Genomic DNA, 26,657 nt, shown 5'->3' with positions numbered 1-26,657 from the left:
GCCGCTTCCGCTTTATATACTCCGTTTCATTTAACAGACGGAGCTTTTTGCTGTATATTAGCAAGGAAATGACGAAAAATAGAATCAATACATAGAGAAAGCCGAGGAGGCCAAAAATGCAACGTTTTTTATTATCTCATAATGATTTAGATGGTGTCGGATGCGGCATCATCGCCAAAATTGCCTGGGGAGAAGAGGCGGAAGTCCGCTACAATTCCATCGGCGGATTGAACTTCCAAGTGGCCAGGTTCTTGAAGAAGCCACAAAAAAACACAAAGCTGATCATCACCGATCTATCGGTAAATAAAGAAAATGAAGAAGCGCTCCAAAGTTTTTTTAAAAAAGATGGAAAAGTGGAGCTGATTGATCACCACCGCAGTGCGGAACATTTAAATGCCTATGAGTGGGCATCCGTGACAGTAGAGTATGAGGACGGAAGACTCGCATCTGCAACTTCCCTTTTATACGAAGAGCTGAAGAATAAAAGAGAAATTGAGCCTACTCCGATTCTTGATGAATTTGTTGAGCTGGTAAGGCAGTATGATACTTGGGAATGGGATGTAAATAACAACACAACTGCCAAAAGGTTGAATGATTTATTTTTCTTGCTGACGATAGAAGAATTTGAAGAAAAAATGCTCAACCGTCTACAGAATCATAAAGAGTTTTTCTTTGACGAATTCGAACTGAAACTCCTTGAAATGGAGGAGGGCAAGATTGAACGGTACATTCGCCGGAAAAGAAGGGAACTGACAAAGTCATTCATCGATGACTACTGTGTGGGGATAGTCCATGCAGAATCTTATCACTCAGAGTTAGGAAATGAATTAGGAAAAGATAATCCGTATCTGGACTACATTGCAATCATTAGTGTCGGCGGAAAACGGATCAGCCTGCGAACAATACATGATCATGTAGACGTTTCAGAAGTAGCAGGAAAATTTGAAGGAGGCGGACATGCCAAAGCTTCTGGATGCAATCTCAATAAAGAAGCATTCAAATTGTTTGTCACAGATGTCTATGATACTGAACCGATGCCGATTGACGCACCTAAAAACCGCTATAATTTGAAAGAGTCCCCTAATGGGTCACTTTATAAAAACAGGCAGGAGGACCAGTTGTTTGTGTATCCAGTGGAGGGAGAAAACTGGAGAGTTGAACATAACGGTAATTTCGAAGGGGATTTTCCAACATTCCAGGACGCTGAAAATCACATTAAAAAAGAGCACTCCGCAGGCCTATCGAAAGATGATGAATACACCGAGTTTCTGATGGAAAACGTAAAAAACAATAAAATTCTTCAGGCTGCCGCTGAACAATTGAATATCAATTTGGCGGGTGACCAAAAAGACGAAAAATAATGCAAAAAGCTGATCTCGGATTCGAGACCAGCTTTTTCTCTATTTCAGGGCATTGAGGATCTTTTCAGCGAATCTCAGAGCTTGTTCATTGTCTCCATGGAGGCATACTGTATCGGGTGTGATATCAATCTCAGTTCCATCTGTGCTCACCACTTTATGGTCTTTTACCATTCTTACGACCTGTTCAAGGGCCTCATCCTCACTATGGATAACTGCCCCTTCCTGTGATCTTGGAGTAAGAGTGCCATCATTCTGATACGTTCTGTCAGCAAAAACCTCACTGGCAGTTTGAAGCCCCAATTCTTCCCCTGCGTTTATGAGTTCGGAGTTAGCCAGTCCGAAGAGCGTCAATGTTGAATCAAAGTCATGTACGGCCTTTGCGATTGCTGCTGCTGTTTCGTATTCCTTTGCAGCCCGGTTGTACAGGGCACCATGCGGTTTCACATGTGATAACTGCCCTCCCTGCGAACGGATAATGGCATTCAATGCACCGATCTGATATAAAACCTGAGAATATATTTCTTCTGGTGAAATATCAATATGGCGCCTGCCAAACCCCTGCAAATCAGGATAGCCCGGATGAGCGCCGATATTGACTCCATTCTTGATAGCCAGCTGAACAGTCCTCAGCATGATTTGCGGATCTCCTGCATGGAAGCCGCAAGCAATATTGGCGGATGTGATTTTTTCTAATATTTTTTCATCATTTCCTTTGGAGTAGCTTCCGTAGCTTTCGCCAAGGTCGCAGTTTAAATCGATCTTCACGAACAAAACCTCCTGACTAATGGATGTTTATATGGGCTTTTCAATAAAATAAGTATTCTAAACGAATAAATTGTCGGAAGAAGGCATATCCTGCTTAAAAACCGAAAAGACATATATAGAATAAGGTACTTAATACATATCTAACATAAAAACAGAACAGACATGTATCATGAATGAAAACTTATCAGTATATCCCTCTCAAGTAAGAAAAGTCCTGTGCCCAGAATGGATACCTATGAACAGACTGCAACCAACAGAAGGACAGACTTCAACCATTTTTCATGGTAATCGCGGCTTTCACCAACTTCATTTCCGCTTCCGTTTCCCTTAATGCTTTATGAGCTTCTGTCAATGTAACTTCCTTGAAGGACAACTCTTCATTGGGCTTCAGTTGTGCAATAATCGGCAGGTCTGCCGTAATGACACTTGCAATTTTCGGGTACCCGCCTGTAGGCTGGCTGTCTGCCATAAGGACGATTGGCTGTCCGCTGGACGGGACTTGTATAGATCCCATGGTAGTCCCTTCTGTTAATAGCTCCTTTGGCTGTTTTAGAGTAAGCGCTGGTCCGCTCAGTCTGTAGCCCATTCTGTCCGATTCCGGCTTGATTGTAAAACGTTCTGACAGAAAGTTTCGCTTAGCCTCTCCTGTAAACCAGTCCCATTGATTACTTCTGATGATTCTCACTTCATTTTTCTGAAGATAGGAAAACGCGGTGGGAGACAAAGACCAATGGACCTTCTTCTCAGTATGACCTTCAGTGTTCAAGGCTATTTTGTCGCCTGCTTTTAACGCTCTCCCTTCAAAACCGCCAATCCTTGCAAGAGTGTTGGTGCTGATGCTTCCGAGACTCTTAGCAACCCTTAACCCATCTTTAAAAGCTATGTATGCACGCATTCCTTTTGAAGCCATCCCGAATCTCAGAACATCACCTTTGTGAATATGCAAAGGCTTATTATTCAGGACGCGTTCATGGTTGATTGTCGGATTCAAATCTGCACCACTAATAGCAATCGTGGTATCAGAGGTGAAATGGAGGACCGGCCCTTGTAGAGTCACTTCTATAGCTTCCTGACCTTCGTTATTTCCCACCAACAGGTTTGCGATCCGGAAAGCCTTATCATCCATAGGGCCGCTGACAGGCATACCGATGCTGCGATAGCCGATTCTTCCGCTATCCTGAATGGTAGTCAGAAGGCCGCTTTTTTCTACTGTAAAGCCCATTCAGCTTCCCTCCAATCGTTCATATTCCGCTTTTGTTATTGAGGAAAACCTTACTTTGTCTCCTTGCGACAAAAGGGCAGGCTGATTACGATTATCCGGGTCGAATAATTTCAGAGGCGTTTTGCCAATGATTTGCCATCCTCCCGGGGAAGAGATGGGGTAAACGCCTGTTTGGTATCCGGCAATACCGACAGAGCCGGCATCTATCCTGACCCTTGGAGTCTTCCTTCTCGGTACTGCTATAGAAGAATCCATTCCTTTCAGGAAAGGAAAACCTGGAGAAAATCCCAGGAATGCAACAGAGTAAACCGGCTCGCTGTGCAGTTCGATCACTTTCTCTTCAGTAAGGTTATTATGTTCTGCAACAAGAGAAAGATCCGGACCCGCTTCGTCTCCATAAAGAACCGGTATGGTAATGACCTCGTTGGTCAAAGAGTCTTCATCCGGCTGTAGTCCCTCTATCTTATCCAGAAGGAAATCCTTGATTATGACATAGGGTAAGTGGGAATGGATTTTAAGAGGATTATAGTGAACGGTCACTGTCTTATATGCAGGGACTGCCTCGAGGACCGCTTCGTGCTGATTTTCAGCCAATGCCTGTGTCAGGGCAGTTATTGTGTTAAGGGTATCCTTACTATCTGCCTCCTGAAAATCTATTAACACAGCAGAGTCTCCCAGAGGATGGATTGTATACTTCATTTAACATCACTTCCAATCCTTCAAACATTCTGACTTCTTAAATTCATTCTAACATAAAGAGATAATTGGGGCGGAATGATGGGGACTCTGCCTGAATTATAGAACTGCTCTGAGAAGGCCAATCGTTCTGTGGGTGGTCTTCCATAGTTCCTTCACTATGCTGGCCTCCAGGTAGTCTTTAAAAGAGGCGGGACAAACGAAATATTTATAGTTTGATATTTTAAGGACATGAAGTGATTAAAAACTGCCCGAAATTGTCTTGGCAAATTCTCAAAGAAATGAACGGGGTAAATTTCGGTGAAAAGTGTCTTGAGGGAGTTTCTCAAGGACATGAACGGGGTAAATTTCGGTGAAAAGTGTCTTGAGGGAGTTTCTCAAGGACATGAACGGGGTCAAATCCGGTGAAAAGTGTCTTGAGGGAGGTTCTCAAGGACATGAACGGGGTCGAATCCGGTGAAAAGTGTCTTGAGGGAGTTTCTCAAGGACATGAACGGGGTCAAATCCGGTAAAAAGTGTCTTGAGGGAGGTTCTCAAGGTCATGAACGGAGTAAATTTCGCTGAAAAGTGTCTTGAGGGAGTTTCTCAAGGACATGAACGGGGTCAAATCCGGTGAAAAGTGTCTTGAGGGAGTTTCTCAAGGACATGAACGGAGTAAAACCCGGTAAAAAGTGTCTTGAGAAGTCCTATTGGAGCGGAGGAGTTATAAACCTCTTGAATGCGTCGCCTCCTGCAGAAACACCAGGCTATTATTTGGAAGCGCCGTCCCGCGAAAATCAACTTATATTAACAACCACTATAAAAAGAAAAGCTCTTATTAATCAGCAAAAATAAAAAATTCTGATAAAAACCTATTGACATTCACTCCTGATTCATATTAAGATAAAAACCAATTAAAGAACGGAACGGCGTTGAAGAAGAGGAGTAGCTTCCAGGAATCACTGCAGAGAGCTAGTGGGTGGTGCGAACTAGTGTGATTGGGAATGTGAATGGACTTCTGAGCCTTCAAACCGAAATCATTTAAGAAGTGAGAGTAGGCTTTGACGAATGTCCCATCGATACAAGGGACACATATTAGAGAAAGGTTCTCTGATATGGTAAAGCGGGCTGCAATGCAGTCAACGAAGGTGGCACCACGGGTTTCCCGTCCTTATTTTGAGGATGGGAGACCCTTTTTTATTTGCCTAAAAACTTCATAACCATAAATCATTGAACAAGAGTAGTACGTATAAACAAAATCGTTACAGAAAGCCGGCACTGATGAGAATCCGGCACGAGGGTTTATACCGAATGGACTTGTGAGAGGCTGTTTGAATAGTAAGTAGGGCAGCCCGGGGTTCCGCCGTTAAAAGGATAGGGTATCGGATTGCATTTGTCTTCCCGTACCTGAAAAAGCGGGAGTTCTGAATGAACTTCAATGCGAGGTGGCACCGCGATTCCAATCGTCCTCCATGAAACAGTAAACCTGTTTCGTGGAGGACTTTTTTATTGAAATAATTTCCTGGGAGTGCCTGGCACACCCCCAAAAAATCTTAAACTATGTGTAACTGGAGGATATAAGGATGAAAGAGATGAAGCAGATCCAATTTTACTCACGAGAAATGAACGGGGATGAGCTGACACCCATCAGTGTTTTCAAGAAGCTGGACGGTCGGCGCAAATATTTGTTGGAGAGTTCCTTAAAGCATGAAAAGTCTGGAAGATATTCTTTCCTCGGGAGCGACCCATATTTAGAATTCAAAGCAGAAGGCAGCGAGATAACTGAATATCATTTTCACACAAAGCAATTGGAGAACAGCACCGGGAATCCATTTGACAGGCTGAAGGCTATTTTTTCAGAGACTTCTGCACTGAAGCAGGACTTTCCTTTTGCAGGAGGTGCCATTGGCTATATCGGGTATGACAATATCCGCCACTTTGAAAATATCGGGGAGATTCCGGAGAACTCTCTTGAGATGCCTGATATCCACCTGATGTTTTATAAGAAAACCATTATATTTGATCATCTAGAAAATAAGGTGATTTTGCTGGTTCTGCAGGGCTTTGATCAATTTTCTGAAGAAGATCCAGATGAGATGCTGGATGAAATGGAAAAGACGATCAAGAAGACTGGGACAATTCAGGATGAAGGGGATATCGGAACGCTTTCTTTTCAGTCACAGGTAACCAAAGGCCAATTTATCGAGATGGTTAATGAAGCAAAGGAGCAGGTACTGGCAGGGGAGATATTCCAGGTTGTTTTATCGCAGCGCTTTAAATCCGAGTTCACAGGAGAACCATTCAGTTATTACCGGAAATTAAGGCAGTCCAATCCTTCTCCTTATATGTTTTATATTGACTTTGACGATTACGTGGTGCTGGGTACTTCACCTGAAAGTTTCATCAAGGTGAACGGAAGGAAGGTCGTCTCCAATCCGATTGCTGGAACGAGGAGGCGTGGACTGAACGAACAGGAAGATACCGGGCTGGAAAAAGAGTTGGTCGAGGATGAGAAAGAAATCGCCGAGCACCGGATGCTGGTGGACCTGGCACGAAATGACCTAGGAAGGGTCTGTGAGATCGGGAGCATTTCATTGACAAAATACATGCTTGTCGAGCGATACAAATATGTGATGCATTTGGTCTCAGAAGTCGAAGGTATTTTGGATCCATCCCACACCAGTATAGATGTCATTACAGCTTGCCTTCCTGCCGGGACAGTAAGCGGAGCCCCTAAAATAGCTGCAATGAAAATCATCAATGAGTTGGAGGGCTGCAAGCGGGGAGTGTATTCGGGCACAGTCGGTTATATCTCTGTGAACGGGGATATCGATTTAGCCCTCGCAATCAGAACAATGGTGATAAAAGACGAAAATGCCTATGTACAGGCAGGAGCAGGAATCGTATACGATTCAAAAGCGGATTCAGAGTATGAAGAAACAATCAATAAAGCGAAAGCGCTGATCGAGGTGGCAAAATGATTCTACTAATAGACAATTATGATTCTTTCACGTTTAACCTGTATCAATATTTATGTGAGCTTGAGGAGGAAGTCCTCGTCAAAAGAAATGATGAATTAACGGTTGAGGAAGTTGAGGCACTTAATCCATCCGCAATCGTTTTGTCTCCTGGACCAGGAAGGCCGGAAAACGCAGGAATTCTAATCCGGCTTATCCAGACGTTTTATCGAAGAATCCCGATCCTTGGGGTTTGTTTGGGACATCAGGCGATTGCAGCAGCTTTCGGGGGCGAGGTTATCAGGGCAGAAACCATCAAGCATGGTAAAACCTCACTGATTAAACATAACAATTCAGGGCTTTTTCAATATATTCCACAGCCGGTTGAGGTCATGAGGTATCACTCACTCGTTGTAAAAAAAGAAACTCTTCCGCCGGTATTGACCACTACGGCGGTTTCAATGGACGATAATGAAATTATGTCATTCAGGCACTTCGAATACCCAGTATTCGGTGTGCAGTTCCATCCTGAGTCGATTGGAACAAAATTAGGTAAAAAACTGCTTAAGAATTTTATCGATTTGAAGGAGGAAGCAAACAATGAAAGAATTTCTGCAGAAATTATTTGAAGGTTCTTCATTTGAAAAAAGAGAAATGAAAGAAGCGGTCTGTGTTTTGCTGGAAGAGAAGACGAGCGAGAGTGAAGTTGCCTCATTCCTGACTGCATTAAAGATGAAGGGTGAAACCGTCAAGGAAATATCAGGACTGGTGGAATTGCTTCGAGAGCGTGCGGACTTTGGAGTTTTTCCGGCAGAGGATGTCATGGATATCTGCGGTACAGGCGGGGACGGCTCCCAAAGTTTTAATATCAGTACGACAACTGCCTTTGTATTGGCAGGTGCAGGTGTTAAAATCGCCAAGCACGGCAACCGGAGTGTTTCAAGTAAAACAGGAAGCTCGGATGTGCTTGAACATTTGGGGATAGCACTTGATTTCAATAGCAGTGAAATACAGGAAATGCTCGAAGTGAATGGGCTTGCCTTCTTATATGCTCCGCATGTCCATACCAGGTTGAAAAAAATCATGAAGGTAAGGGGAGAGCTGAAGGTTCCGACTATATTCAATATGATCGGCCCCCTGACAAACCCAATAACCATCGATACTCAAATGTTAGGCATTTACAGAAGGGATATGCTCGAAACGATGGCTGCAGTTCTTCATGAACTGGGCAGGAAAAGGGCCGTCGTCTTAAATGGAGCAGGGTTCATGGATGAAGCATCTTTAGCGGGGGAGAACCATTTAGTCCTTCTTGAAAATGGGAAAACAAGCTCTTATACAATTAATCCGGATGAGGCAGGCCTTCCTTTCTACCCGAATGAGGCTATACGAGGAGGAGATGCAATGGAAAATGCGCATATCCTTCTGGATGTCCTCAAAGGAAAAGAAGGGGCCTATTCAGATACCGTCCTCTTCAATGCCGGAATAGCTCTCTTTGCAAACGGCAGGACCACCACGGTAGCTGAAGGGGTCAAGATTGCGAGGGAATCCATTAAAAGCGGTGCAGCCTATGAAAAGTTACAGCAAACCGTTGCGTTCTCCCAACATAACAGAAAGAAGGTAATGTAGATGGCTGATATTTTAACGAAGATTATTGATAGAAAGAAGCAGGAAGTAGCACAGTTAAAAGAAAATGGTTACGAAAAATCAAACCTAAACAAAGAGACGGATCGGAAACTATTTAACGCCCTTCATTCATCAACCGTATTAGGTATCGTTGCCGAAATCAAACGGGCATCTCCTTCAAAAGGAGAAATAGCGTCAGCTGTGGAACCTGCAGAACAGGCAAAAATCTATGAACAAGGGGGAGCAAGTGCTATATCCGTCCTTACTGATACGGACTTCTTCAACGGATCGATAGAAGACCTAAAGGAGGTAAGACGGGAAGTGGATCTGCCCCTTTTGTGCAAAGATTTCTTTATCGATGAAATTCAAATAGACCGGGCAAAAGATGCAGGTGCCAATATTATTCTTCTGATTGTGGCTGCACTGCCGCAGGGAAGACTGGAAGAATTATATCAATATGCCTTGTCGCAAGGGCTTGAGGTGTTGGTTGAAATCCACGATGAAGAGGAAGCGGAAAGGGCAGCGGCTCTGGACGCGAATATTATTGGCATCAATAACAGAAACCTTAAAACATTTGAAATCGATCTTGCCCATACCGTAAGACTTGCCCCCCTGTTGAATGATAAACATCGAGTCATTATCAGTGAGAGTGGAATGAAAACGAGAGATGATGCGATGAAGGCAGCCGCTGCAGGTGCTGATGGGATTCTGGTAGGAGAAACTCTTATGAGAAGCAGTGATGCCGGAAGGGTGATCGGATCTTTTGCCGTTAATAAGGAGGCTGCGATAGTTGGTTAAGGTAAAGGTGTGCGGAATCATGACTAGTGAGCATGCAGAAGCCGCCGTTAAAGCAGGAGCAGATGCAATAGGCTTTATATTTGCTGAGAGCAGGAGAAAGGTATCTCCGCTAAAAGCTAAAGAAATAGGTGCCAAGATACCCGCCTCAGTAATAAAAATCGGTGTATTTGTCGATGCAGACAGAGAAGAAATAGAGAAGACAGTGAAGGAAGCCAACCTGGACTATGTTCAATTGCATGGAAACGAGACGGTTGAGTTCATACAATCACTTTCAGTGCCGGCATATAAAGCTCTTTCGATAAAAGAGAGAGGCGACCTGAAAGGGAATGAGGATTACCCCGGCCCTTTCATCCTGGTAGACAGCGGACATGGAGCGGCAAGGGGAGGAAACGGCACGACCTTTGACTGGTCGTATCTTAGAGATAGTTCTTTTAATAAGAAAGTCATTTTAGCCGGTGGGCTGAATGCAGATAATGTCATCAGTGCCATTAATACAGTAAATCCATTTATGCTCGACGTTTCAAGTGGAGTAGAAACAAATGGGATCAAGGATATCCAGAAGATTAAAGAATTTATTCGCAAAGCAAAAAACACAAGCAGTATGAAGGAGGAAATGCAATGATATATGCACAACCGGATCAAAAAGGGCTTTTCGGCCGTTTTGGAGGACAATTTGTATCAGAAACACTAATGGGGGCCGTTCAGGAGCTGAATGCAGCTTATGAGGAGGCGGTTCGGGATGAAAACTTTCAGGAGAAGCTTAATTACTACCTGAAGGATTATATCGGAAGGGAAACACCGCTGTATTTGGCAAGGAATCTCACCAAGCGTGCAGGCGGGGCGAAGATTTATTTAAAAAGGGAAGACCTGAATCATACCGGGGCCCACAAAATCAATAATACGATCGGGCAGGCATTGCTTGCTCACAGGATGGGCAAACAGAAAATTGTCGCTGAGACAGGTGCCGGCCAGCATGGGGTAGCCACAGCGACTGTGTGTGCGTTGCTCAACCTCGATTGTGTCATTTTTATGGGGGAAGAAGATATCCAGCGCCAAAAGCTGAATGTATTTCGGATGGAGCTTCTGGGTGCTAAAGTCATCAGTGTCAAACAAGGAAGTGCAACTCTGAAGGATGCTGTTAATGAGGCGATGCGTTACTGGGTGTCGAATGTGGAGGATACTCATTACATTATTGGCTCTGTACTTGGCCCTCATCCTTTTCCAAAGATGGTCAGGGACTTTCAAAGCGTAATTGGTAATGAGACGAAGAGGCAATTCCTTGAGAAAGAGGGTAACCTGCCTGATGGAGTTGTAGCTTGTGTAGGCGGCGGCAGTAACGCGATGGGAATGTTTTACCCGTTTATCAATGAGAAAGAGGTGAAGTTATTCGGTGTTGAGGCTGGAGGTGCAGGAGTCGAAACAGACAAACATGCAGCCACAATGACAAAGGGAACTTTGGGGGTACTTCATGGCTCAATGATGTATGTCCTGCAGGATGAACACGGGCAGATTCAGGAAGCTCATTCCATCTCAGCCGGTCTTGACTATCCTGGTGTCGGACCGGAACACAGTCATTTAAAAGAAACACAGCGGGTCACCTATTCCGCTGTCAGTGATGAGGAAGCCTTGGATGCTTTTAAAATGCTTTCTATAGAAGAGGGGATTATTCCGGCGCTAGAATCTTCTCATGCCGTTGCATACGGAGTAAAGCTGGCGGCGTCTATGAAGGAAGATGAATGCATTGTCATTTGTTTATCTGGCAGAGGAGATAAAGATGTGGAGACGGTTAAATCAAGAATAGGAGGGCTTCAGCATGGGTAAGGGATTTCTTGAAGATTCACTAAAACATTTAAGGGCAAAAGGGAAAGGGATTTTCATTCCCTATATCATGGCAGGAGATGGCGGCCTGGATAATCTCCTTGACCAGCTGGTATTCCTGGAGCAGGCTGGCGCATCTGCCATTGAAATAGGGATCCCCTTTTCAGATCCGGCAGCAGATGGACCGGTAATCCAGGAAGCGGGAAAACGGGCGCTCAAGGAAGGCACGACCCTGACTGGAATCTTTGAAGTGCTGAAAGGCGGGAGAGATCAAATCGGTATCCCCCTTATATTCATGACCTATTTTAATCCTGTCATGCAATATGGATTGAAAAGGTTTGCTGAAGACTGCACAAAGGCAGGAGTAGATGGGTTAATCATTCCTGATTTACCTTTGGAACATGCGGATATCCTTAGTCCTTACCTTCAGGAGGAAGGGATTGCCTTAGTTCAGCTGGCTTCTTTAACAAGTTCGAAGGATCGATTGAAGAAAATAGCCGAGGCAACGGAAGGCTTTCTGTACGCAGTAACCATAAACGGAACGACAGGAGAGGTAAGTGAATTTCAAACTTCCTTGAAAGACCATCTTCAGGATCTTAAGAGTGTATGCAACGTCCCGGTCTTGGCAGGTTTCGGAATATCGACACCTGATCACGTCAGGGAATTCATCGGCATTACAGATGGAGTCGTGGTCGGCAGTAAAATCATTCAGTTCCTGCAAGAAAATAGAATGGACGACATTGTGAATTTGATAAAGGCTGCATCAGATAAAACACCAGTCTCCTGAAGGGTATATGTCTACCGGCATCAGCAAAAAGGGGCTCATTAGGCATGCCCCTTTTGGAGTCTGACTAGCTGGCGATTTAGACAGGCTTCCTGTCCGGCCGTCGAAAAAGTAAGCAGAGGAGCGGGATTTCCCGTTCCTCTGCTATTTATGTTATCTTGGGCTGCAGGTTACCAGATTCCTCAGGTTCTGGTTTGATCAGCCATAGAGCAACAAAAGCTGAAATTGCACTGATGCCGGTTAAAATTACAAAAGTAACTCCCTTGGATAATAATGCGACGATAGGCGGTCCGGCTGCAACACCAATGAATCGCATGCTGCTGTATATCGATGTAATGGTGCCCCGATGTTCCTTTTCAACTCCTTCGGTTATCAATGCATCCAGGCAGGGAAGTGCAGCACCGATCCCAATGCTGGCAAGTGAAAGGAATACTAGCAGCATCCATTTTCCATCGGTGAAAAAGATGGGAACTTGAGCTCCGGCCCCCAGCAGCATTCCGCTTACTATTGTCCATTTCATCATCATCCTGTTTTTACCGATGAATTTACCGGTCAGATAGGAAGTGATACACAAAAATAACAGCGGCATCGCAAGGTACAGGCCTTTAAGAACTCCATTGATTTTATACTTGCTTTCAAGCACATTGGAAAGGAAGAATAGAAAGCCGAAGAGGATGAACATTGAAACGATCCCAATAATGAAAATAGCAGAAAGCCACTTTCCTTCTTTTGCAAGGATTTCTTTAATTTCTTTCATAAATTCCTTAACGGTCTGTCCTTTTTCATCAGATTTCTCTTTTCTTGGTACTTTGACTAAAAAGAACACAAGTCCAATAGCGATAAGTGAAAAAAGTGGAATGGAAAAGAAAGGAATGAACCAAATCCAGGCAGCAAGCAGAGAACCGAGCACCGGGCTCAGCACTTTTCCAAATGTGTTGGAAGTTTCAATTAACCCCAAGCCCTTTGTTACTTCAGATTCATCTTCAAACATATCACCGACGGTCGGGATGACGACAGGAAAAGCTCCGGCTGCACCAATTCCTTGTACAAAACGTCCGATTAAAACAATCCAATAAGCATCATTCATCATCCAGGAAGCCCAGCCGGATATTATTCCCCCGATACCGGCGATAATGAGGCTGGGGATGATGATTTTTTTTCGGCCGAATCTGTCAGATAAATAACCTGCGATAGGAATTAAAAGGATGGCTACCAGGGAATAGACGGTAATGATCATGCTGGATTGAAATCCGCTGATGCCCAGCTGTTTTTCCATGGTAGGAAGCACCGGTATAAGCATAGAATTGCCAAGGGTCATCACGAGCGGGATAGAAGAAAGTGCAAATAAGTCCCATTTCTTTTTTTGCTCCATGGTCGTTCCTCCAAAAACAAAATCAGTCACTGGAATTATTGTTGTCAAAAAAGCAAATTTCATTCAGTTTCAGAAGGAACAATAAATATATTATGTCAACCATGTAGAGATAATTGAATTCAAGGTGTAGATTGTATCTGCCTTAAAACCACTCATAAAGCAATAATATACCTTTCCATGGTAATGGAAGCGATCAGTCCTCCAGCCTGGGCTTAAGGGTTATCTACCCATACAGCACCCGGCCGGCCGGACTCTTTAGCCTTTTACAATACCTTGAATCGATAATGGGAATTAGGTATGGAGGATTATACAAAAATTAACTTTTCGCTGTTACCGCTCTGAAACGTCAATCTCAGTAAATTGAAGGTCCATGCTTTTTGGTATCTTAATTTCAAGGATGCCTTCTTTATATTGTGCTGAAGAACCTTTTTTCTTGACCAAAGAAGGAAGAGTGATGACCTGTCTTTCCCCTGCAGTAGGAATGTTTTCAAGAATGGCCTGGTTTGAGGTGTGAAAGACTTTTATATTCTTAACAAGATCCTCGTCCGGAATCTTTAATTGGATATAAATACTTTCCAATGCTTCAAAAATATTCACCGGTATCCTATCCGCTGCAGCCCCGGCGGTTTCTTCACTTGTGCGTTCGTAGGTTGTGCCATCCATCATACTGCCCATATTCTTCATGAAATCCCCTGGATTCTGCATTCCTTGCCAATCCTGTGGAAACATTTCCTTCATCACACTCTTTACATATTGATCGACGTCCTGGGGATTCATATTCTTCAACCTGTCTTTCATGTTCTTATTAAATGGAAAGAATGAGTTCCAAGGAAACATGTGACTTTCACCTCTTTTATGTGTTGAGGTTTTATAATAAAACCGTAAGTCCCTCTTATACTGTATGCGGGCGGCCGCCCTTCAGTTCATATCGTAAATTCGGACATCCATGTTTGACTGCAGGGGAAGAAGGGATAAGAAAATAAATAAGGGAAAACATAAATGACCTAAGGAGGAGATATTAAATAGGAAGAAAAAAATTGTTAGTGAATACGGATTTAACAAACATGATAAAAAATAGGCAAAAAAGTGAATAAAATCAAAAAAAATATTTGGTTTTTTTAGGTAACAGTAGTAAGATGGTTTATGAAAAATGCAAATGCCTGTGAACAAAGGATGGAGAAAATGAAAACCTCTTCATTTTACTATTTCAGAATAATCTAAAAACGTAAATAGGATAACAGAACAAGCATAACTTTTTTCAACTAATTATTGGTTTGTAAAGTTGACGAAATTTTAAAGAATTTGTCACAAATGCTTTATCTCTTGTATTTAGAGTGATAAAATATTGCTGTAAGCGTTTTATATTTCTTTTAAAATACTATACTTACATAGTATTCCAATATTAATACAAAAATTTAGAATGGCGAAATGGTTGGAGGTTTTTCAAAGTGAAAAGACAATCAACAAACCAGGCTGGACCATGGGAAAGTTTTTATGGACCTAACCTCGGTTATATAATGGAAGTGTATGAGCTTTATCTGGAGAATCCCGAGGAAGTAGACCCGGAACTTAAAGAGCTGTTTGAACAATGGGGACCGCCGGCAACGGTTGAAACAAGATCAGGGGAATTCTCTCAAACGAGTGAAATGCCTGCCGGAAGTCATGATCTCGGTAAAGTTGTCGCTGCGGTGAATCTTGCTGATAACATTCGTACATATGGACATCTCGCAGCAGATATCTACCCTTTGAATGACAGGGATAAAGACTTTAGAAGAATTGATTTGAAAGAGTACGACCTTACTGAAGAAGATTTGAAAAAAATTCCGGTTGAATTTATCTGCCCTCAGGCTCCGTCCAGTGTGAAAAATGGACTTGATGCAATCAACCACCTGAAACAAGTATATACAAGCAAACTTGCTTACGAAATTGCTCATGTACATGAATTGGAAGAGAAAAAATGGTTGAAAGAAAAAATTGAAACAGGCTCTATCCTTTCTAACTACAGCAATGAGCAGAAACTCGCACTTTTGAAACGCCTTTCCGAAGTGGAAGGGTTTGAAAAATACATCCACCGCACATTCGTCGGACAAAAGCGTTTTTCCATTGAAGGTCTGGATAATATGGTTCCTCTATTGGATGAACTTGTCCGTTATTCTGTTGAAAATGGTGCCCGAACCATTAATATCGGAATGGCCCACCGTGGACGCCTGAATGTTCTGGCTCATGTAATCGGAAAGCCTTATGAAATGATCTTCGCAGAATTCCAGCATGCACCAAGCAAAGATTTGATTCCTTCAGAAGGTTCCATTGGCATTACATACGGCTGGACAGGGGATGTGAAATACCATCTTGGTGCTGACAGGAAGATCGGAGTCAGTGACACTGCGCGTGCCCGTGTAACCTTGGCAAACAACCCAAGTCACTTGGAAGTGGTAAGCCCGATTGTGGCTGGCTATACCAGAGCGGCACAAGAGGAAAGGGAACAAAAAGGTTATCCTGAACAAAATGCTGAAACATCCTATGCCATTATGATTCATGGGGATGCCGCATTCCCTGGTGAAGGTGTTGTAGCTGAAACATTCAACATGAGCGGTCTTCGCGGCTTTAATACCGGTGGATCCATCCACTTGATTGCCAACAATATGATCGGTTTTACAACAGAAAGCTATGATTCCCGTTCCACCAAGTACGCATCTGACACTGCAAAAGGCTTTGAAGTTCCGATCGTTCATGTGAATGCTGATGATCCGGAAGCATGCCTTGCAGCCGCTGTACTGGCTTACGAGTATCGTCGCAAATTCAACAAGGATTTCGTTATTGACTTGATTGGATACAGACGTTTCGGACATAACGAAATGGATGAACCAATGGTGACAAATCCTGTGATGTATAACAAAATCAACAATCATCCTACTCCGCGTAAAATTTATGAGGATAGATTGATCTCAGAAGGGGTTGTAACACAAGAAGAAGCAGCTAAGCTCGAGAAGGATGTTGAAGAGACACTGAAAGCTGCCTATGAAAAAGTCCCGACAAAAGATGAAAATCCTGACATTGTCATGAATCCGCCGGAAGATGTAACAAACGGCTTCCCTAATATCGATACCAGCGTTGATTTTGAACAGCTTCGTTCTTTGAATGACGAGCTGCTTCAGTGGCCGGATGGATTCTCTCCATTCAAAAAGCTGGAAAAAATCCTGCAGAGACGCGGAGGCGTTTTTGAAGGCAAAGGGAAAATCGACTGGGCGCATGCCGAGACGCTTGCATTCGCAACAATCCTTAAAGAAGGGACGCCAATCAGGCTTACCGGACAGGATTCCGAGCGTGGAACGTTTGCACAACGCCACCTGGTCTTGCATGACCACAAAACGGGTGAAGAACTGATTCCTCTTCATCAATTAAAAGATTCAAATGCATCCTTCGCCGTGTTCAACAGTCCATTAACGGAAACTGCTGTTGTCGGCTATGAATACGGATACAATGTTTTCGCGCCTGAAACCCTTGTTCTTTGGGAAGCTCAATTCGGGGATTTCGCCAATACTGCTCAAGTGATGTTTGACCAATTCATCTCTGCAGGCAGGGCAAAATGGGGACAAAAATCCGGATTGGTCATGCTCCTGCCTCATGGTTATGAAGGTCAGGGCCCTGAACACTCCAGTGCGAGACTTGAGCGTTTCCTTCAAATGGCCGGTGAATATAACTGGACCGTAGCAAATTGCTCAACGGCTGGACAGTATTTCCACATACTGCGCAGACAGGCAGCGATTCTTCAGAAAGAGGAAGTAAGACCCCTCGTCATTATGACGCCAAAGAGTCTGCTGAGAAACCAGTTTGCCGCTGTAACAGCGGAAGAGCTGGCTAATGGCCAGTTCCGATCAGTGCTTGAACAGCCTGGACTTGGAAAAAATCCTGAAAAAGTAGAAAGGGTTGTTCTTACAAGCGGTAAGATGGCTATTGATCTTGAAGAAAGCCTAAAAGGCAAAGAGGACATGGACTGGCTCCATATTTTGAGAGTGGAAGAGTTGTATCCTTTCCCTAAAGCGGATATCTCTGAGATCCTCAAGCAATATCCAAATCTGAAAGAATTGCTATGGGTTCAGGAAGAGCCTAAAAATATGGGAGGATGGACTTTTGCAGAGCCTCGCCTGCGTGATGTTGCTCCAGAAGGGGTTAATGTCAACTATGCAGGACGCAGAAGAAGATCGAGCCCGGCAGAAGGCGAACCGATCGTCCATAAAAAAGAGCAATCCAGAATTATCAGTGAAGCGTTGACAAGATAACTAGGAGGAGGAAGACAAAGTGGCAGAAATTAAAGTACCAGAATTAGCAGAATCTATTACAGAGGGTACGATTGCCCAGTGGCTGAAGCAACCGGGCGATTATGTAGAAAAAGGGGAATACATCGTTGAGCTTGAAACAGATAAGGTCAATGTTGAAGTCATATCCGAAGAAGCAGGAACGATCCAGGAACTGAAGGCTGAGGAAGGCGATACCGTCGAAGTCGGCCAAGTCATTGCCATCGTAGGTGAAGGTGGACAGCAGCCTGCATCTTCTGACAGTGCAAAGGAAGAAAAGGCAGAAGGTCCTAAGGAAGAAGCGAAACAAGAAGAAGCTTCCCCTGCACCAGCAGAACAGGAAAGCAAGAAAGAGCGCGTAATCGCTTCTCCTGCAGCCCGCAAACTTGCACGTGAAAAAGGAATTGACTTGTCTCAAGTTTCGACTGATCCACTGGGCAGAGTTCGCAAACAGGATGTTGAAGCGTTTAATAACAAGCCTCAGTCTGCTCCTTCTAAACCGGCAGCTTCTGAAAGCAAGCCAGCTGCAGCACCGAAACAAGATGACGGCAAACCGGTTGTACGTGAAAAAATGTCACGTCGACGCCAGACGATTGCTAAACGCCTGGTTGAAGTTCAGCAAAATGCTGCCATGCTTACAACGTTTAACGAAATTGATATGTCAGCTGTTATGGAATTACGTAAACGCAAGAAAGATAAATTCTTTGAAACACATGATGTTCGCTTAGGATTCATGTCATTCTTCACAAAAGCTGTGGTAGCTGCCTTGAAGAAATATCCTTACGTAAACGCAGAAATCGATGGCGACGAAGTCGTCCTGAAGAAATATTTTGACGTCGGGGTTGCTGTTTCAACTGATGAGGGTCTGGTTGTACCAGTAGTAAGAGACTGTGATCGCAAAAACTTCGCTGAAATCGAAGGCGAAATCATGGAGCTTGCCACAAAAGCCCGCAATAATAAATTGGCGCTGAGCGACCTTCAAGGTGGATCATTTACGATTACTAATGGCGGTGTCTTTGGATCATTGCTGTCTACACCAATCATGAATGGACCTCAAGTGGGTATCTTGGGAATGCACACAATCCAGCTTCGCCCTGTTGCGATTGATAAAGACACAATGGAAAACCGTCCAATGATGTATATCGCGCTTTCTTATGACCACCGTATCATCGATGGTAAAGAAGCAGTCGGATTCCTTGTAACAATCAAAAACTTACTGGAAAACCCTGAAGATTTACTACTTGAAGGATAAGATAGTTGTACAAAACCAGCAGAATGCTTCTGCTGGTTTTTTTAGTGGTATATATTGAAGTTTGTATGTGCGTATCTTAGATTGGTACATGATTAAGTGGAAAAATCGCTGGATTAATACATGATTGTGAGAAAAGGCGCAAATGATGTATGAATAACCGCAGGATTGGTACATGATTGAGAGAAAAGGCGCAAATGATGTATGAATAATCGCAGAATTAATACATAATTGTGAGAAAAGGCGCAAATGATGTATGAATACTCAAAGGATTAATACATAATTGAGAGAAAAAGCGCAAATGATGTATGAATAATCGCAGGATTAATACATGATTGAGAGAAAAAGCGCAAATGATGTATGAATAATCGCAGGATTAATACATGATTGTGAGAAAAGGCGCAAATGGTGTATGAATAATCGCAGGATAGGTACATGATTAAGTGGAAAAGGGAAAATGGTGTATGAAAAGCTATAGAATTAATGCATCATCTATGGAAAAAGCGTGAATGATGTGTAAATTGAAACATCTATCTATAAGGGCCGAGAAAGTTGTAACTTAAGGCCCCAAAGTCAGGGGGGACATGCACTGTTAAGTGATAAAAAGCAACTGACACCATAATTGTCAAAGCAATAATATGTTCTTCAAAAAATACCGAAGATTAATTATCTATAAAGTATCGAAAATATCGAATCACTTTCTTCTTACCAAGATTACAAAAGGAGGAAGCCCGTTAAACGGGCTTCCTCTCAAATATATTACTTAGGGGGCAACTGAATTAACATTTGCGTCATTAAGTATTGGTGTAATCCTTAAAATTTCCTAACAGGCTTCATTCCTCGACTATGAATTTCCTTCTTCAGCATCTGAATCCAGTCACGATCAGTACCGTTTTTCTCCGCGTCACGATAAGCTGCAACCAACTGTTCATTACTCATAATCTTCAAATGGAAAACCTCCCAGGAAAATTTAAATATAGAATATTCTATATTTTCTATATATTCTACATTTATTTATATCAGATGAAAAGGGGTAAACCAAAATTTTATTTAAAAAAATTTACCAATTTTGCCTAAAGACAATAGAGCAATTGGACGTTGAATAAAACATGGACCTTCAGGAAAATTGTGACCGATCAGACAACCTGAGTATTATGAATATTCTAAAATTTATGATAACATGGAAATGGGTGATGTGGAGAAACAAACATCAGGTCAGGCAGAAATAATTCCTGTGCCACAAGGATAAATCTTTTGCTTGAATGGGGGAAAAGTGTTGTCAAATTTATTGAATGTTACAGTTGGTAGGTTGTTGGAAGAGAAGGCGGAACTTCAAGGGGAAAGAGATGCCGTTGTCTACAATGACCGAAAGTTAAGGATGTCTTATAAGGAATTTGATGTTTACTGCCGTAAGGTCGCCAAAGGCCTTATGGGGCTTGGTCTTCAAAAAGGGGAACATATGGCTGTATGGTCAACGAATACTCCAGAATGGCTGGCAAGCCAGTTTGCTACCGGTAAGATGGGGGCAGTTTTGGTGACGGTCAACACCAACTATCGGACTGCTGAACTTGAGTACTTGTTAAAACAATCTGATGCGTCTACCATCCTTTTGATGGATCAGTATCGTGATGCTTCTTATATTGAAATGCTTTATGAAATTTGTTCAGAACTAAAAGATTCCCAGCCTGGTAACTTAGAAAGTAAACGGCTTCCCGCCCTTAAAAATGTAATTGTTTTAAGTGATAAACGCTATAGCGGTACATACAATTGGGAAGACATTTTACAAATGGCTGAATCGGTTGAGGATACGGATCTTGATGAACGTATGTCTGCACTGCATCCTGATGATGTGATCAATATGCAATATACATCAGGTACCACAGGGTTTCCAAAAGGTGTAATGCTGACTCACAACAATATTGTCAATAATGCCTATAATATTGCTCAATGCATGAAATTGACGAATGAGGACAGGTTATGCATCCCAGTACCCTTTTTCCATTGTTTTGGCTGTGTTCTGGGAACTATGGCATGTGTATCTGTAGGAGCAGCAATGGTGCCTGTACAGGAATTTGATCCAGGTAAGGTTTTACAGACTGTCCAGGATGAAAAGTGTACAGGATTGCACGGAGTTCCAACAATGTTCATAGCAGAGCTCAATCACCCTGAATTTGATCAATTTGACCTTTCATCTCTTCGCACAGGGATCATGGCGGGGAGCAACTGCCCGATTGAAGTGATGAAAGGGGTTATCGAAAGGATGGGAGCCGAGGAAATAACGATTGCCTATGGCCAGACAGAATCCTCTCCTGTCATAACCCAGACCAGGACAGACGACCCAATTGAACTCCGGGTGGAAACTGTTGGTCGGGCTCTTCCGAATGTAGAAGTTAAAATAGTTCATCCAGGGACAGACGAAGAGGTTCCTTTTGGCGTACAGGGTGAATTATGTACCCGGGGATATCTTGTTATGAAAGGTTATTATAAAAATGAGGAAGCTACAGCCGCAGCAATTGATCGTGATGGCTGGCTCCATACAGGTGATTTGGCAGTAATGGACCAAAACGGATACTGCCGGATAACTGGCCGCTTGAAGGATATGATCATAAGGGGCGGGGAAAACATATATCCAAGGGAAATTGAGGAGTTTCTCTATACCCACCCTAAAGTTTTAGATGTTCAAGTGGTGGGAATACCTGACGAAGTCTATGGTGAAGAGGTCATGGCGTGGGTAATTTTAAAAGAAGGTCAGGAGGCATCTGCCGAAGAGCTTCGTGAGTACTGCATAGGGAAGATTTCCCGCCACAAGGTCCCTCGTTATATCGAATTTACTGATTCATATCCGATGACTGCATCTGGAAAGATTCAGAAATTCAAACTAAGGAAAGAGGCAGAGAAAAAGGCTCTTCATAGTTGAATATTATCAGTAGAAGCTGGCTCAATGTTATAAGCCGGCTTCTTTCTGTATTACTAGAATGATATTATCTCGAAAAATATCATAAAACAGCGGGTGAGGTAATGGGTGCCGTACCACTATAATTGGAGATTATTTAGATCATCCGGAATTTTCCTGGTGATGGGAAAATAAGTAAAAAAAGGAGATTAGTCAGTAAGTGTAGAATGATTTAATAAGGTCAAACAGGTCAAAATTTTTATTGATTTAAAATGTCATCAAATCAACAGGGAGGACACAGAGGCTCGATGAAAATATTTGTATATGGTTCTTTAAGAAAAAATCAAAAATATCATTATTATTTAGAAGATTCAAAGCTTATATCTGAACAAGCATGGATTAAGGGTGAACTTTATGATACAGGGGAGGGTTATCCTGCGGTAAAGGAAGGAAACGACCGGGTTTTTGGTGAAGTATATGAAATTAATCAGAGCGTACTGGAGAGTATTGATGATTTAGAAGACTATAAAGAGAACAGTGATAATAACCTCTATATGAGGCAGGTGGCAGATGCTCAGACTGATAAGGGGCCTGTCGATGTTATCTATTACACCGGTTTTCAATCATCACTGTTTAAAAATTATATAGCTTCCGGGGATTGGACGCTGCATACGTTCATGGAGCAGAAGCCAGACTCTCTACTTTATTTTGCCTACGGATCTTGTATGGATCTTGAAAGGTTCAAGCTCGCCGGTGTGGATCATCATTTCCAGAAGCCATTGGGAAAAGGAATTCTTAACGGATACTCAATGAAATATACATACATTGTAGAAGACGGGGGCCGCGGTGCCATTATAGAGGACGGCGGGATAACTGAGGGGATTGTATACAACCTTCCTTTTGAGGCAGTGGATTACTTGTACGAAAGAGAAGGAGTCGTGCCTGGCAGGTATCGTGCCGCGATGGTCAATGTTATGGTTAACGATGTTGTTATTCCCAATGTATTAACATTCATCGTTAACAATAGAGGAGAAGAAACCTGTCCACCGGCTCACTATGCCAGGGAAATACTAAGGGGATCTAAGCCATTTGTCAGCCAGGAATATCATCGAAAACTGCAAAAACAGCTGCTGCTCTTGGGGATGTCCGCAGAAGAAGTTGAAGGACTTCTTAAAAATTAACACCATCTATATTGAAAGGCAGTAATCTAAAAATGGATAAACAGGATGTAATCAAAGCGATTGAAGCACACCACTGGGATTATGAAATAGAATGGATTCCCAGTTATATAGAAACCATTGAAGAAGATGGTTTGAGAGCAATCAAGAATCCGAGGATCCACAATGTTCTAAGCAATAAGGTAGTGGAGCTGACGGCTGATGAAGATCGACCATTGCAGCATCGGTGGGGAAAATTAAAAGAATTCTTTGGAGAAGTACCTTTCAGCCTATGGCTGGAAAGTGCGCAAAGTAAGTTGTTATCACCATTGTTAAAAGATGATGGATATGACATTGGGGATAAATATGACGGGCTTGCAATCATGCTTAATAAATTCGCTGAAGGAGGGCCACTCAACAAGAATATCGAGTATTTAGAAGTTGAGAGTGATGAGGATATTCGGCGTCTTGTGGAAGTTTCTTCACTTATTTGGGGATATCCGGAAGATCAAGAGGAATCGTTATTCAACCAAAGAAAAAGTTACATTACTTCCCCTTACAGGAACGGGGGATATATATTGGCACTAAGAAATTCTCAACCAGTTGCTTATAGTAATTACAGGTACAGCAGTGATGGGAAAACGATGTATATGAATGGAAGCGGGGTCCTGCCCGAACATCGCCATCAGGGCATTTATTCAGATATGGTTAAAGTTCGCCTTAAGCATGCCAAGTCCAGAAAAGCAGTAGTGGCGACTTGTCAGGCAAGGCAAGGCCAGTCTTCACCTGTTTTAAGAAAACTGGGATTCCTAAAGTACTCAACCTACGATTATTGGGTATATAATGGGTGAATCACTATTTTGCTCTTAAGACAGGAGGAAGGGCATGGGTCTGTTACTTGAACTTGTAAATGATCTTGGCTATTTTGCCATGTTTATTTTCAGTTGGTTGATTTTTGTAGGGTTTCCCCTTCCAAATGAAGCTGCAGCTGCTTTTTCCGGGGTTTTAACAGAGTGGAGAGGATACTCACCTGTAGCGGCTTTTGCAGCAACGTACCTCGGTGTCATCAGTTCAGGAACCTTTGGATATGGTTTGGGGAGGTGGGCAAAGAACTTCCTTCTCTATAGATTTGAGAAAGCTAAATCTAAGAAATTGATAGAAAAAGGCCGAATATGGTTGGAGAAATATGGGGCTGCAGGGATTTCCTTCAGTTACTTTATACCCGGCATACGTCTGTTCATGCCTTATATAGCGGGGGCTTCCGGAATATCTGCAGGGAAGTTCATTCTGGCTGCATATCCGGCGGCTCTTCTATGGTGTTTTCTTTATTTTCAGGTAGGAAGGATTTTTCCTTCTACCTTCAGCATCATTATCGAACACCTCTCAATCGCTATAACTTCAGTAACACTTACAATTATCGGCATCTTAAGTGGGATATTTTATTATAAAAAAAGGAAGAGGGCAAGTGCCATCTTCAAGAGCGGAGAGTGAGGTTAGCCGCGGGGGAAAGGGCGGTCAATCTCTTCAACGATAGTATAGTAATTTCCTAAAAAGCCGATTGCCTTGATGGTCGTCTGCCTGCCTTCCTTTCCTTCAAAGGTTTTTGCGACTGTATTGAAAAAAAGATACCCTTCTTTTGTTCTTGAACCAGTAAGGATAAGTTTCTTAGATTGACCTGATTCAACGTCTTGAGTGGTGCATGAAACAGAGGCGCAGGAAATATCGTATTTATCTTCCAACCATCTATTAAAATCTTCCTCATCAGGACGGTGGGTCGTTGAGTAAAGCAATAACAGGCACACAACCACCGCCAGCAGTCGATTTAATTTCATTTTGTTCTTCAACCTCTCAAATTGATCTAATTCTACTATACCATTTAATTACCAGTTGAGACAGTGAGTTTTTTGTGGGCTTTGCAGATTCCTGGCTGAAAATTGATGGTAACAGGCTATTGAAGTGAACCGCACAGAAGAATATACTAAAAGAAAGACACAGAAAGGGGACAGATGAATGATACACCGTGACTGGACTAACCGTCCTTCCATCAAAACAGTGAAATGTGTACATACAAACGCAGCAAAGTATAAAGTTGAAAATGTTTTAACAGCTGGTAAAACATATGAAGTCAAAAACGAATCAGAGGATTATTTGTTCGTGATTGATGACAGCGGAAAAATGGGCGGCTTCTACAAAGAATATTTTGAGGAAGCGTAATATTAATGAATTTAGAGCGGTGAATCGCATACTGTGATTCACTGCTTTTTTTATGAGGTTAAATGTACCCATGAGGGAATTGCCTCTGATATTCACAAATCAGACTAAAACGTACCCCTTGATGATGGAAAAAAGGGTGGAAGGGTAACGAATACGAGCTAATCGTTCCCTTTGAAGGAGGAAATTAGGGTAGAAGGGGTACGAATAAGAGCTAAACGTACCCCTGGCAGGAGGAAAAAGGGGTAGAAGGGGTACGAATACGAACTAATCATACCACTTGAAGAAGGAAAAACGGGTGGAAGGGTGACGAATAGGAGCTAAACGTACCCCTTGAAGGAGAAATCTCCATCTTTAAAATACGAGAAAGAGAGAAACGTGCCCCTTGAAGAACGAACCCACCGCTGAAAGAGTAAAATTTTTAGGCATGAACGTCCCCCATAAAGTTGTGAGGATACACAACTGCAGAAGACATACCCTAAACGAAAGATGAAGCTGTCTCCCCGACCTTCAATCGTTGCAGTGAAACCGTTTTTACATGTAGAATGGTTTCTAGTGTAGAATTTCGTTTTAGGAAGGAAGTATATGGATGAACTTAGAAAAACAATTGCCTGAAGCAGTTTCAGGTATTTTATCAAATAGAAAAGCCCAGTTTGCGGGTAGTGAAAATCAGTCATTAATAGGGGAAGGTGGTTATACGGCAGAGGATGCAGCCATCCTTGAAGATGCAGTCATTGCTTTGGCAATGGGGAAAAACGTTCTTCTCAAAGGGCCTACGGGATCAGGTAAAACCAAGCTTGCAGACACCCTTTCTTCAATATTTTCTCAGCCTATGCATAGTATCAACTGCTCAGTCGATATGGATGCAGAAGCGCTGCTCGGGTACAAAACGATTGCAGACAGAGATGGAAAAAGCACCATTGAATTTATAGAGGGTCCGGTCATTGAAGCGATGAAAAAAGGGCATATGCTCTACATTGATGAAATCAATATGGCTAAGCCGGAAACACTTCCTATATTGAATGGGGTACTGGATTACCGCCGGATGATTACAAATCCATTTACAGGAGATGTGATCAAGGCAGCAGAAACATTCGGTGTCATTGCAGCCATCAATGAAGGATATGTCGGTACGGTGCCTTTAAATGAAGCATTGAAAAACAGATTTGTTGTGATTGACGTTCCTTATATCAGCGGGGACACTCTAAAGACAGTCATTATGTCACAGAGCAAGCTGCAGGATGAGAAACTGGTTGAAAAGTTCATCTCTCTTTCCTCTGATTTGTTGGTCCAAGTGAGGAATGGGCAGGTTTCCGAAGAGGCCGCTTCCATTCGCGCGCTGATTGATGCGTGTGACCTTGCAGTGTACCTTCCTCCATTGAGAGCGATCCAGCGCGGCATTATTGATAAGCTGGAAGATGAGAGAGAGAAAGCGGCCATTCATAATATCGCAGAAACTCTTTTTGAGTAAGGATTG

The 26,657-nt window shown here is 42.8% G+C and carries 23 protein-coding genes and 2 other annotated features; of the genes, 16 read left to right on the top strand and 7 right to left on the bottom strand.

Annotated elements, in window-relative coordinates:
- Positions 1–116: 116 nt before the first annotated feature.
- A complete protein-coding gene (locus tag V1502_RS12510; protein ID WP_409250978.1) occupies positions 117–1,361 on the top strand; it encodes a DHH family phosphoesterase in 1,245 nt (414 codons plus the stop codon).
- A gap of 39 nt (positions 1,362–1,400) precedes the next feature.
- Here the strand turns inward: V1502_RS12510 and V1502_RS12505 are convergent, their stop codons facing one another.
- The 3 genes from V1502_RS12505 to pxpB form a co-directional block, all read right to left on the bottom strand.
- Entirely contained in the window at positions 1,401–2,126 is a 726-nt protein-coding gene (locus V1502_RS12505) for a LamB/YcsF family protein (RefSeq protein WP_409250977.1), read from the bottom strand.
- 268 nt (positions 2,127–2,394) lie between these two features.
- A complete protein-coding gene (locus V1502_RS12500) occupies positions 2,395–3,348 on the bottom strand; it encodes a biotin-dependent carboxyltransferase family protein (RefSeq protein WP_409250976.1) in 954 nt (317 codons plus the stop codon).
- Positions 3,349–4,047, bottom strand: coding sequence for a 5-oxoprolinase subunit PxpB (pxpB, locus tag V1502_RS12495; protein WP_409250975.1), 699 nt, complete (start codon positions 4,045–4,047; stop codon positions 3,349–3,351).
- Between the two features lie 899 nt (positions 4,048–4,946).
- Positions 4,947–5,199: a binding site (T-box leader), on the top strand.
- A 45-nt stretch (positions 5,200–5,244) separates the two neighbouring features.
- Positions 5,245–5,497, top strand: a binding site (T-box leader).
- Positions 5,498–5,606: 109 nt separating this feature from the next.
- Between pxpB and trpE the strand changes: the two genes are divergently transcribed.
- The 7 genes from trpE to trpA are packed head-to-tail and all read left to right on the top strand — an operon-like array spanning position 5,607 to position 12,006.
- Positions 5,607–7,004, top strand: coding sequence for an anthranilate synthase component I (trpE, locus tag V1502_RS12490; RefSeq protein ID WP_409250974.1), 1,398 nt, complete (start codon positions 5,607–5,609; stop codon positions 7,002–7,004).
- Positions 7,001–7,609: an anthranilate synthase component II gene (locus V1502_RS12485; protein WP_409250973.1), complete on the top strand. Its 609-nt coding sequence runs from the start codon at positions 7,001–7,003 to the stop codon at positions 7,607–7,609. The genes trpE and V1502_RS12485 overlap by 4 nt, the downstream gene beginning before the upstream one ends.
- Complete coding sequence (trpD, locus tag V1502_RS12480; protein WP_409250972.1) at positions 7,581–8,606, top strand: anthranilate phosphoribosyltransferase; 1,026 nt, start codon at positions 7,581–7,583, stop codon at positions 8,604–8,606. The genes V1502_RS12485 and trpD overlap by 29 nt, the downstream gene beginning before the upstream one ends.
- Positions 8,607–9,401 carry an indole-3-glycerol phosphate synthase TrpC gene (gene trpC / locus V1502_RS12475; RefSeq protein WP_409250971.1) on the top strand — a complete coding sequence of 265 codons (795 nt, stop codon included), beginning with the start codon at positions 8,607–8,609 and terminating at the stop codon, positions 9,399–9,401. It begins immediately after the preceding gene.
- Positions 9,402–9,420: 19 nt separating this feature from the next.
- Positions 9,421–10,023, top strand: coding sequence for a phosphoribosylanthranilate isomerase (locus V1502_RS12470; protein ID WP_409254343.1), 603 nt, complete (start codon positions 9,421–9,423; stop codon positions 10,021–10,023).
- Positions 10,020–11,222, top strand: a complete 1,203-nt coding sequence (gene trpB, locus V1502_RS12465) for a tryptophan synthase subunit beta (RefSeq protein WP_409250970.1) — start codon at positions 10,020–10,022, stop codon at positions 11,220–11,222. The genes V1502_RS12470 and trpB overlap by 4 nt, the downstream gene beginning before the upstream one ends.
- Positions 11,215–12,006: a tryptophan synthase subunit alpha gene (gene trpA, locus V1502_RS12460; RefSeq protein ID WP_409250969.1), complete on the top strand. Its 792-nt coding sequence runs from the start codon at positions 11,215–11,217 to the stop codon at positions 12,004–12,006. The genes trpB and trpA overlap by 8 nt, the downstream gene beginning before the upstream one ends.
- Before the next feature lie 145 nt (positions 12,007–12,151).
- Here trpA and V1502_RS12455 read toward each other — a convergent pair whose 3' ends face one another.
- Both V1502_RS12455 and V1502_RS12450 read right to left on the bottom strand, forming a co-directional pair.
- Positions 12,152–13,375, bottom strand: coding sequence for an MFS transporter (locus V1502_RS12455; RefSeq protein ID WP_409250968.1), 1,224 nt, complete (start codon positions 13,373–13,375; stop codon positions 12,152–12,154).
- A gap of 330 nt (positions 13,376–13,705) precedes the next feature.
- Complete coding sequence (locus tag V1502_RS12450) at positions 13,706–14,212, bottom strand: Hsp20/alpha crystallin family protein (protein WP_409250967.1); 507 nt, start codon at positions 14,210–14,212, stop codon at positions 13,706–13,708.
- Between the two features lie 611 nt (positions 14,213–14,823).
- Between V1502_RS12450 and V1502_RS12445 the strand changes: the two genes are divergently transcribed.
- Positions 14,824–17,655, top strand: a complete 2,832-nt coding sequence (locus V1502_RS12445) for a 2-oxoglutarate dehydrogenase E1 component (RefSeq protein WP_409250966.1) — start codon at positions 14,824–14,826, stop codon at positions 17,653–17,655.
- 19 nt (positions 17,656–17,674) lie between these two features.
- Positions 17,675–18,922, top strand: coding sequence for a 2-oxoglutarate dehydrogenase complex dihydrolipoyllysine-residue succinyltransferase (gene odhB / locus V1502_RS12440; protein ID WP_409250965.1), 1,248 nt, complete (start codon positions 17,675–17,677; stop codon positions 18,920–18,922).
- Between the two features lie 810 nt (positions 18,923–19,732).
- Here the strand turns inward: odhB and sda are convergent.
- Positions 19,733–19,858, bottom strand: coding sequence for a sporulation histidine kinase inhibitor Sda (sda, locus tag V1502_RS12435; protein ID WP_409254342.1), 126 nt, complete (start codon positions 19,856–19,858; stop codon positions 19,733–19,735).
- A gap of 337 nt (positions 19,859–20,195) precedes the next feature.
- Between sda and V1502_RS12430 the strand changes: the two genes are divergently transcribed.
- The 4 genes from V1502_RS12430 to V1502_RS12415 all read left to right on the top strand — a co-directional run bounded on the left by V1502_RS12430 (position 20,196) and on the right by V1502_RS12415 (position 24,460).
- Complete coding sequence (locus tag V1502_RS12430) at positions 20,196–21,836, top strand: AMP-binding protein (protein ID WP_409250964.1); 1,641 nt, start codon at positions 20,196–20,198, stop codon at positions 21,834–21,836.
- A gap of 284 nt (positions 21,837–22,120) precedes the next feature.
- Positions 22,121–22,993: a gamma-glutamylcyclotransferase gene (locus tag V1502_RS12425; RefSeq protein ID WP_409250963.1), complete on the top strand. Its 873-nt coding sequence runs from the start codon at positions 22,121–22,123 to the stop codon at positions 22,991–22,993.
- A 32-nt stretch (positions 22,994–23,025) separates the two neighbouring features.
- Complete coding sequence (locus tag V1502_RS12420; RefSeq protein WP_409250962.1) at positions 23,026–23,820, top strand: GNAT family N-acetyltransferase; 795 nt, start codon at positions 23,026–23,028, stop codon at positions 23,818–23,820.
- Between the two features lie 34 nt (positions 23,821–23,854).
- Entirely contained in the window at positions 23,855–24,460 is a 606-nt protein-coding gene (locus V1502_RS12415) for a DedA family protein (RefSeq protein ID WP_409250961.1), read from the top strand.
- A gap of 2 nt (positions 24,461–24,462) precedes the next feature.
- Here the strand turns inward: V1502_RS12415 and V1502_RS12410 are convergent, their stop codons facing one another.
- Complete coding sequence (locus V1502_RS12410) at positions 24,463–24,801, bottom strand: hypothetical protein (protein ID WP_409250960.1); 339 nt, start codon at positions 24,799–24,801, stop codon at positions 24,463–24,465.
- Between the two features lie 178 nt (positions 24,802–24,979).
- Between V1502_RS12410 and V1502_RS12405 the strand changes: the two genes are divergently transcribed.
- Both V1502_RS12405 and V1502_RS12400 read left to right on the top strand, forming a co-directional pair.
- Positions 24,980–25,183 carry a DUF6501 family protein gene (locus tag V1502_RS12405; RefSeq protein WP_409250959.1) on the top strand — a complete coding sequence of 68 codons (204 nt, stop codon included), beginning with the start codon at positions 24,980–24,982 and terminating at the stop codon, positions 25,181–25,183.
- A gap of 586 nt (positions 25,184–25,769) precedes the next feature.
- Positions 25,770–26,651 (top strand): AAA family ATPase, encoded by an 882-nt coding sequence (locus tag V1502_RS12400; protein ID WP_409250958.1) that lies wholly within the window; start codon positions 25,770–25,772, stop codon positions 26,649–26,651.
- Positions 26,652–26,657: the final 6 nt, after the last annotated feature.

This window comes from Rossellomorea sedimentorum (assembly GCF_046237645.1).
In the GTDB taxonomy this organism is placed as follows: Bacteria; Bacillota; Bacilli; order Bacillales; family Bacillaceae_B; genus Rossellomorea; species Rossellomorea sedimentorum.
Note: the sequence above shows the minus strand (reverse complement) of the source record. Positions and strands in the feature narration are given on the sequence as shown.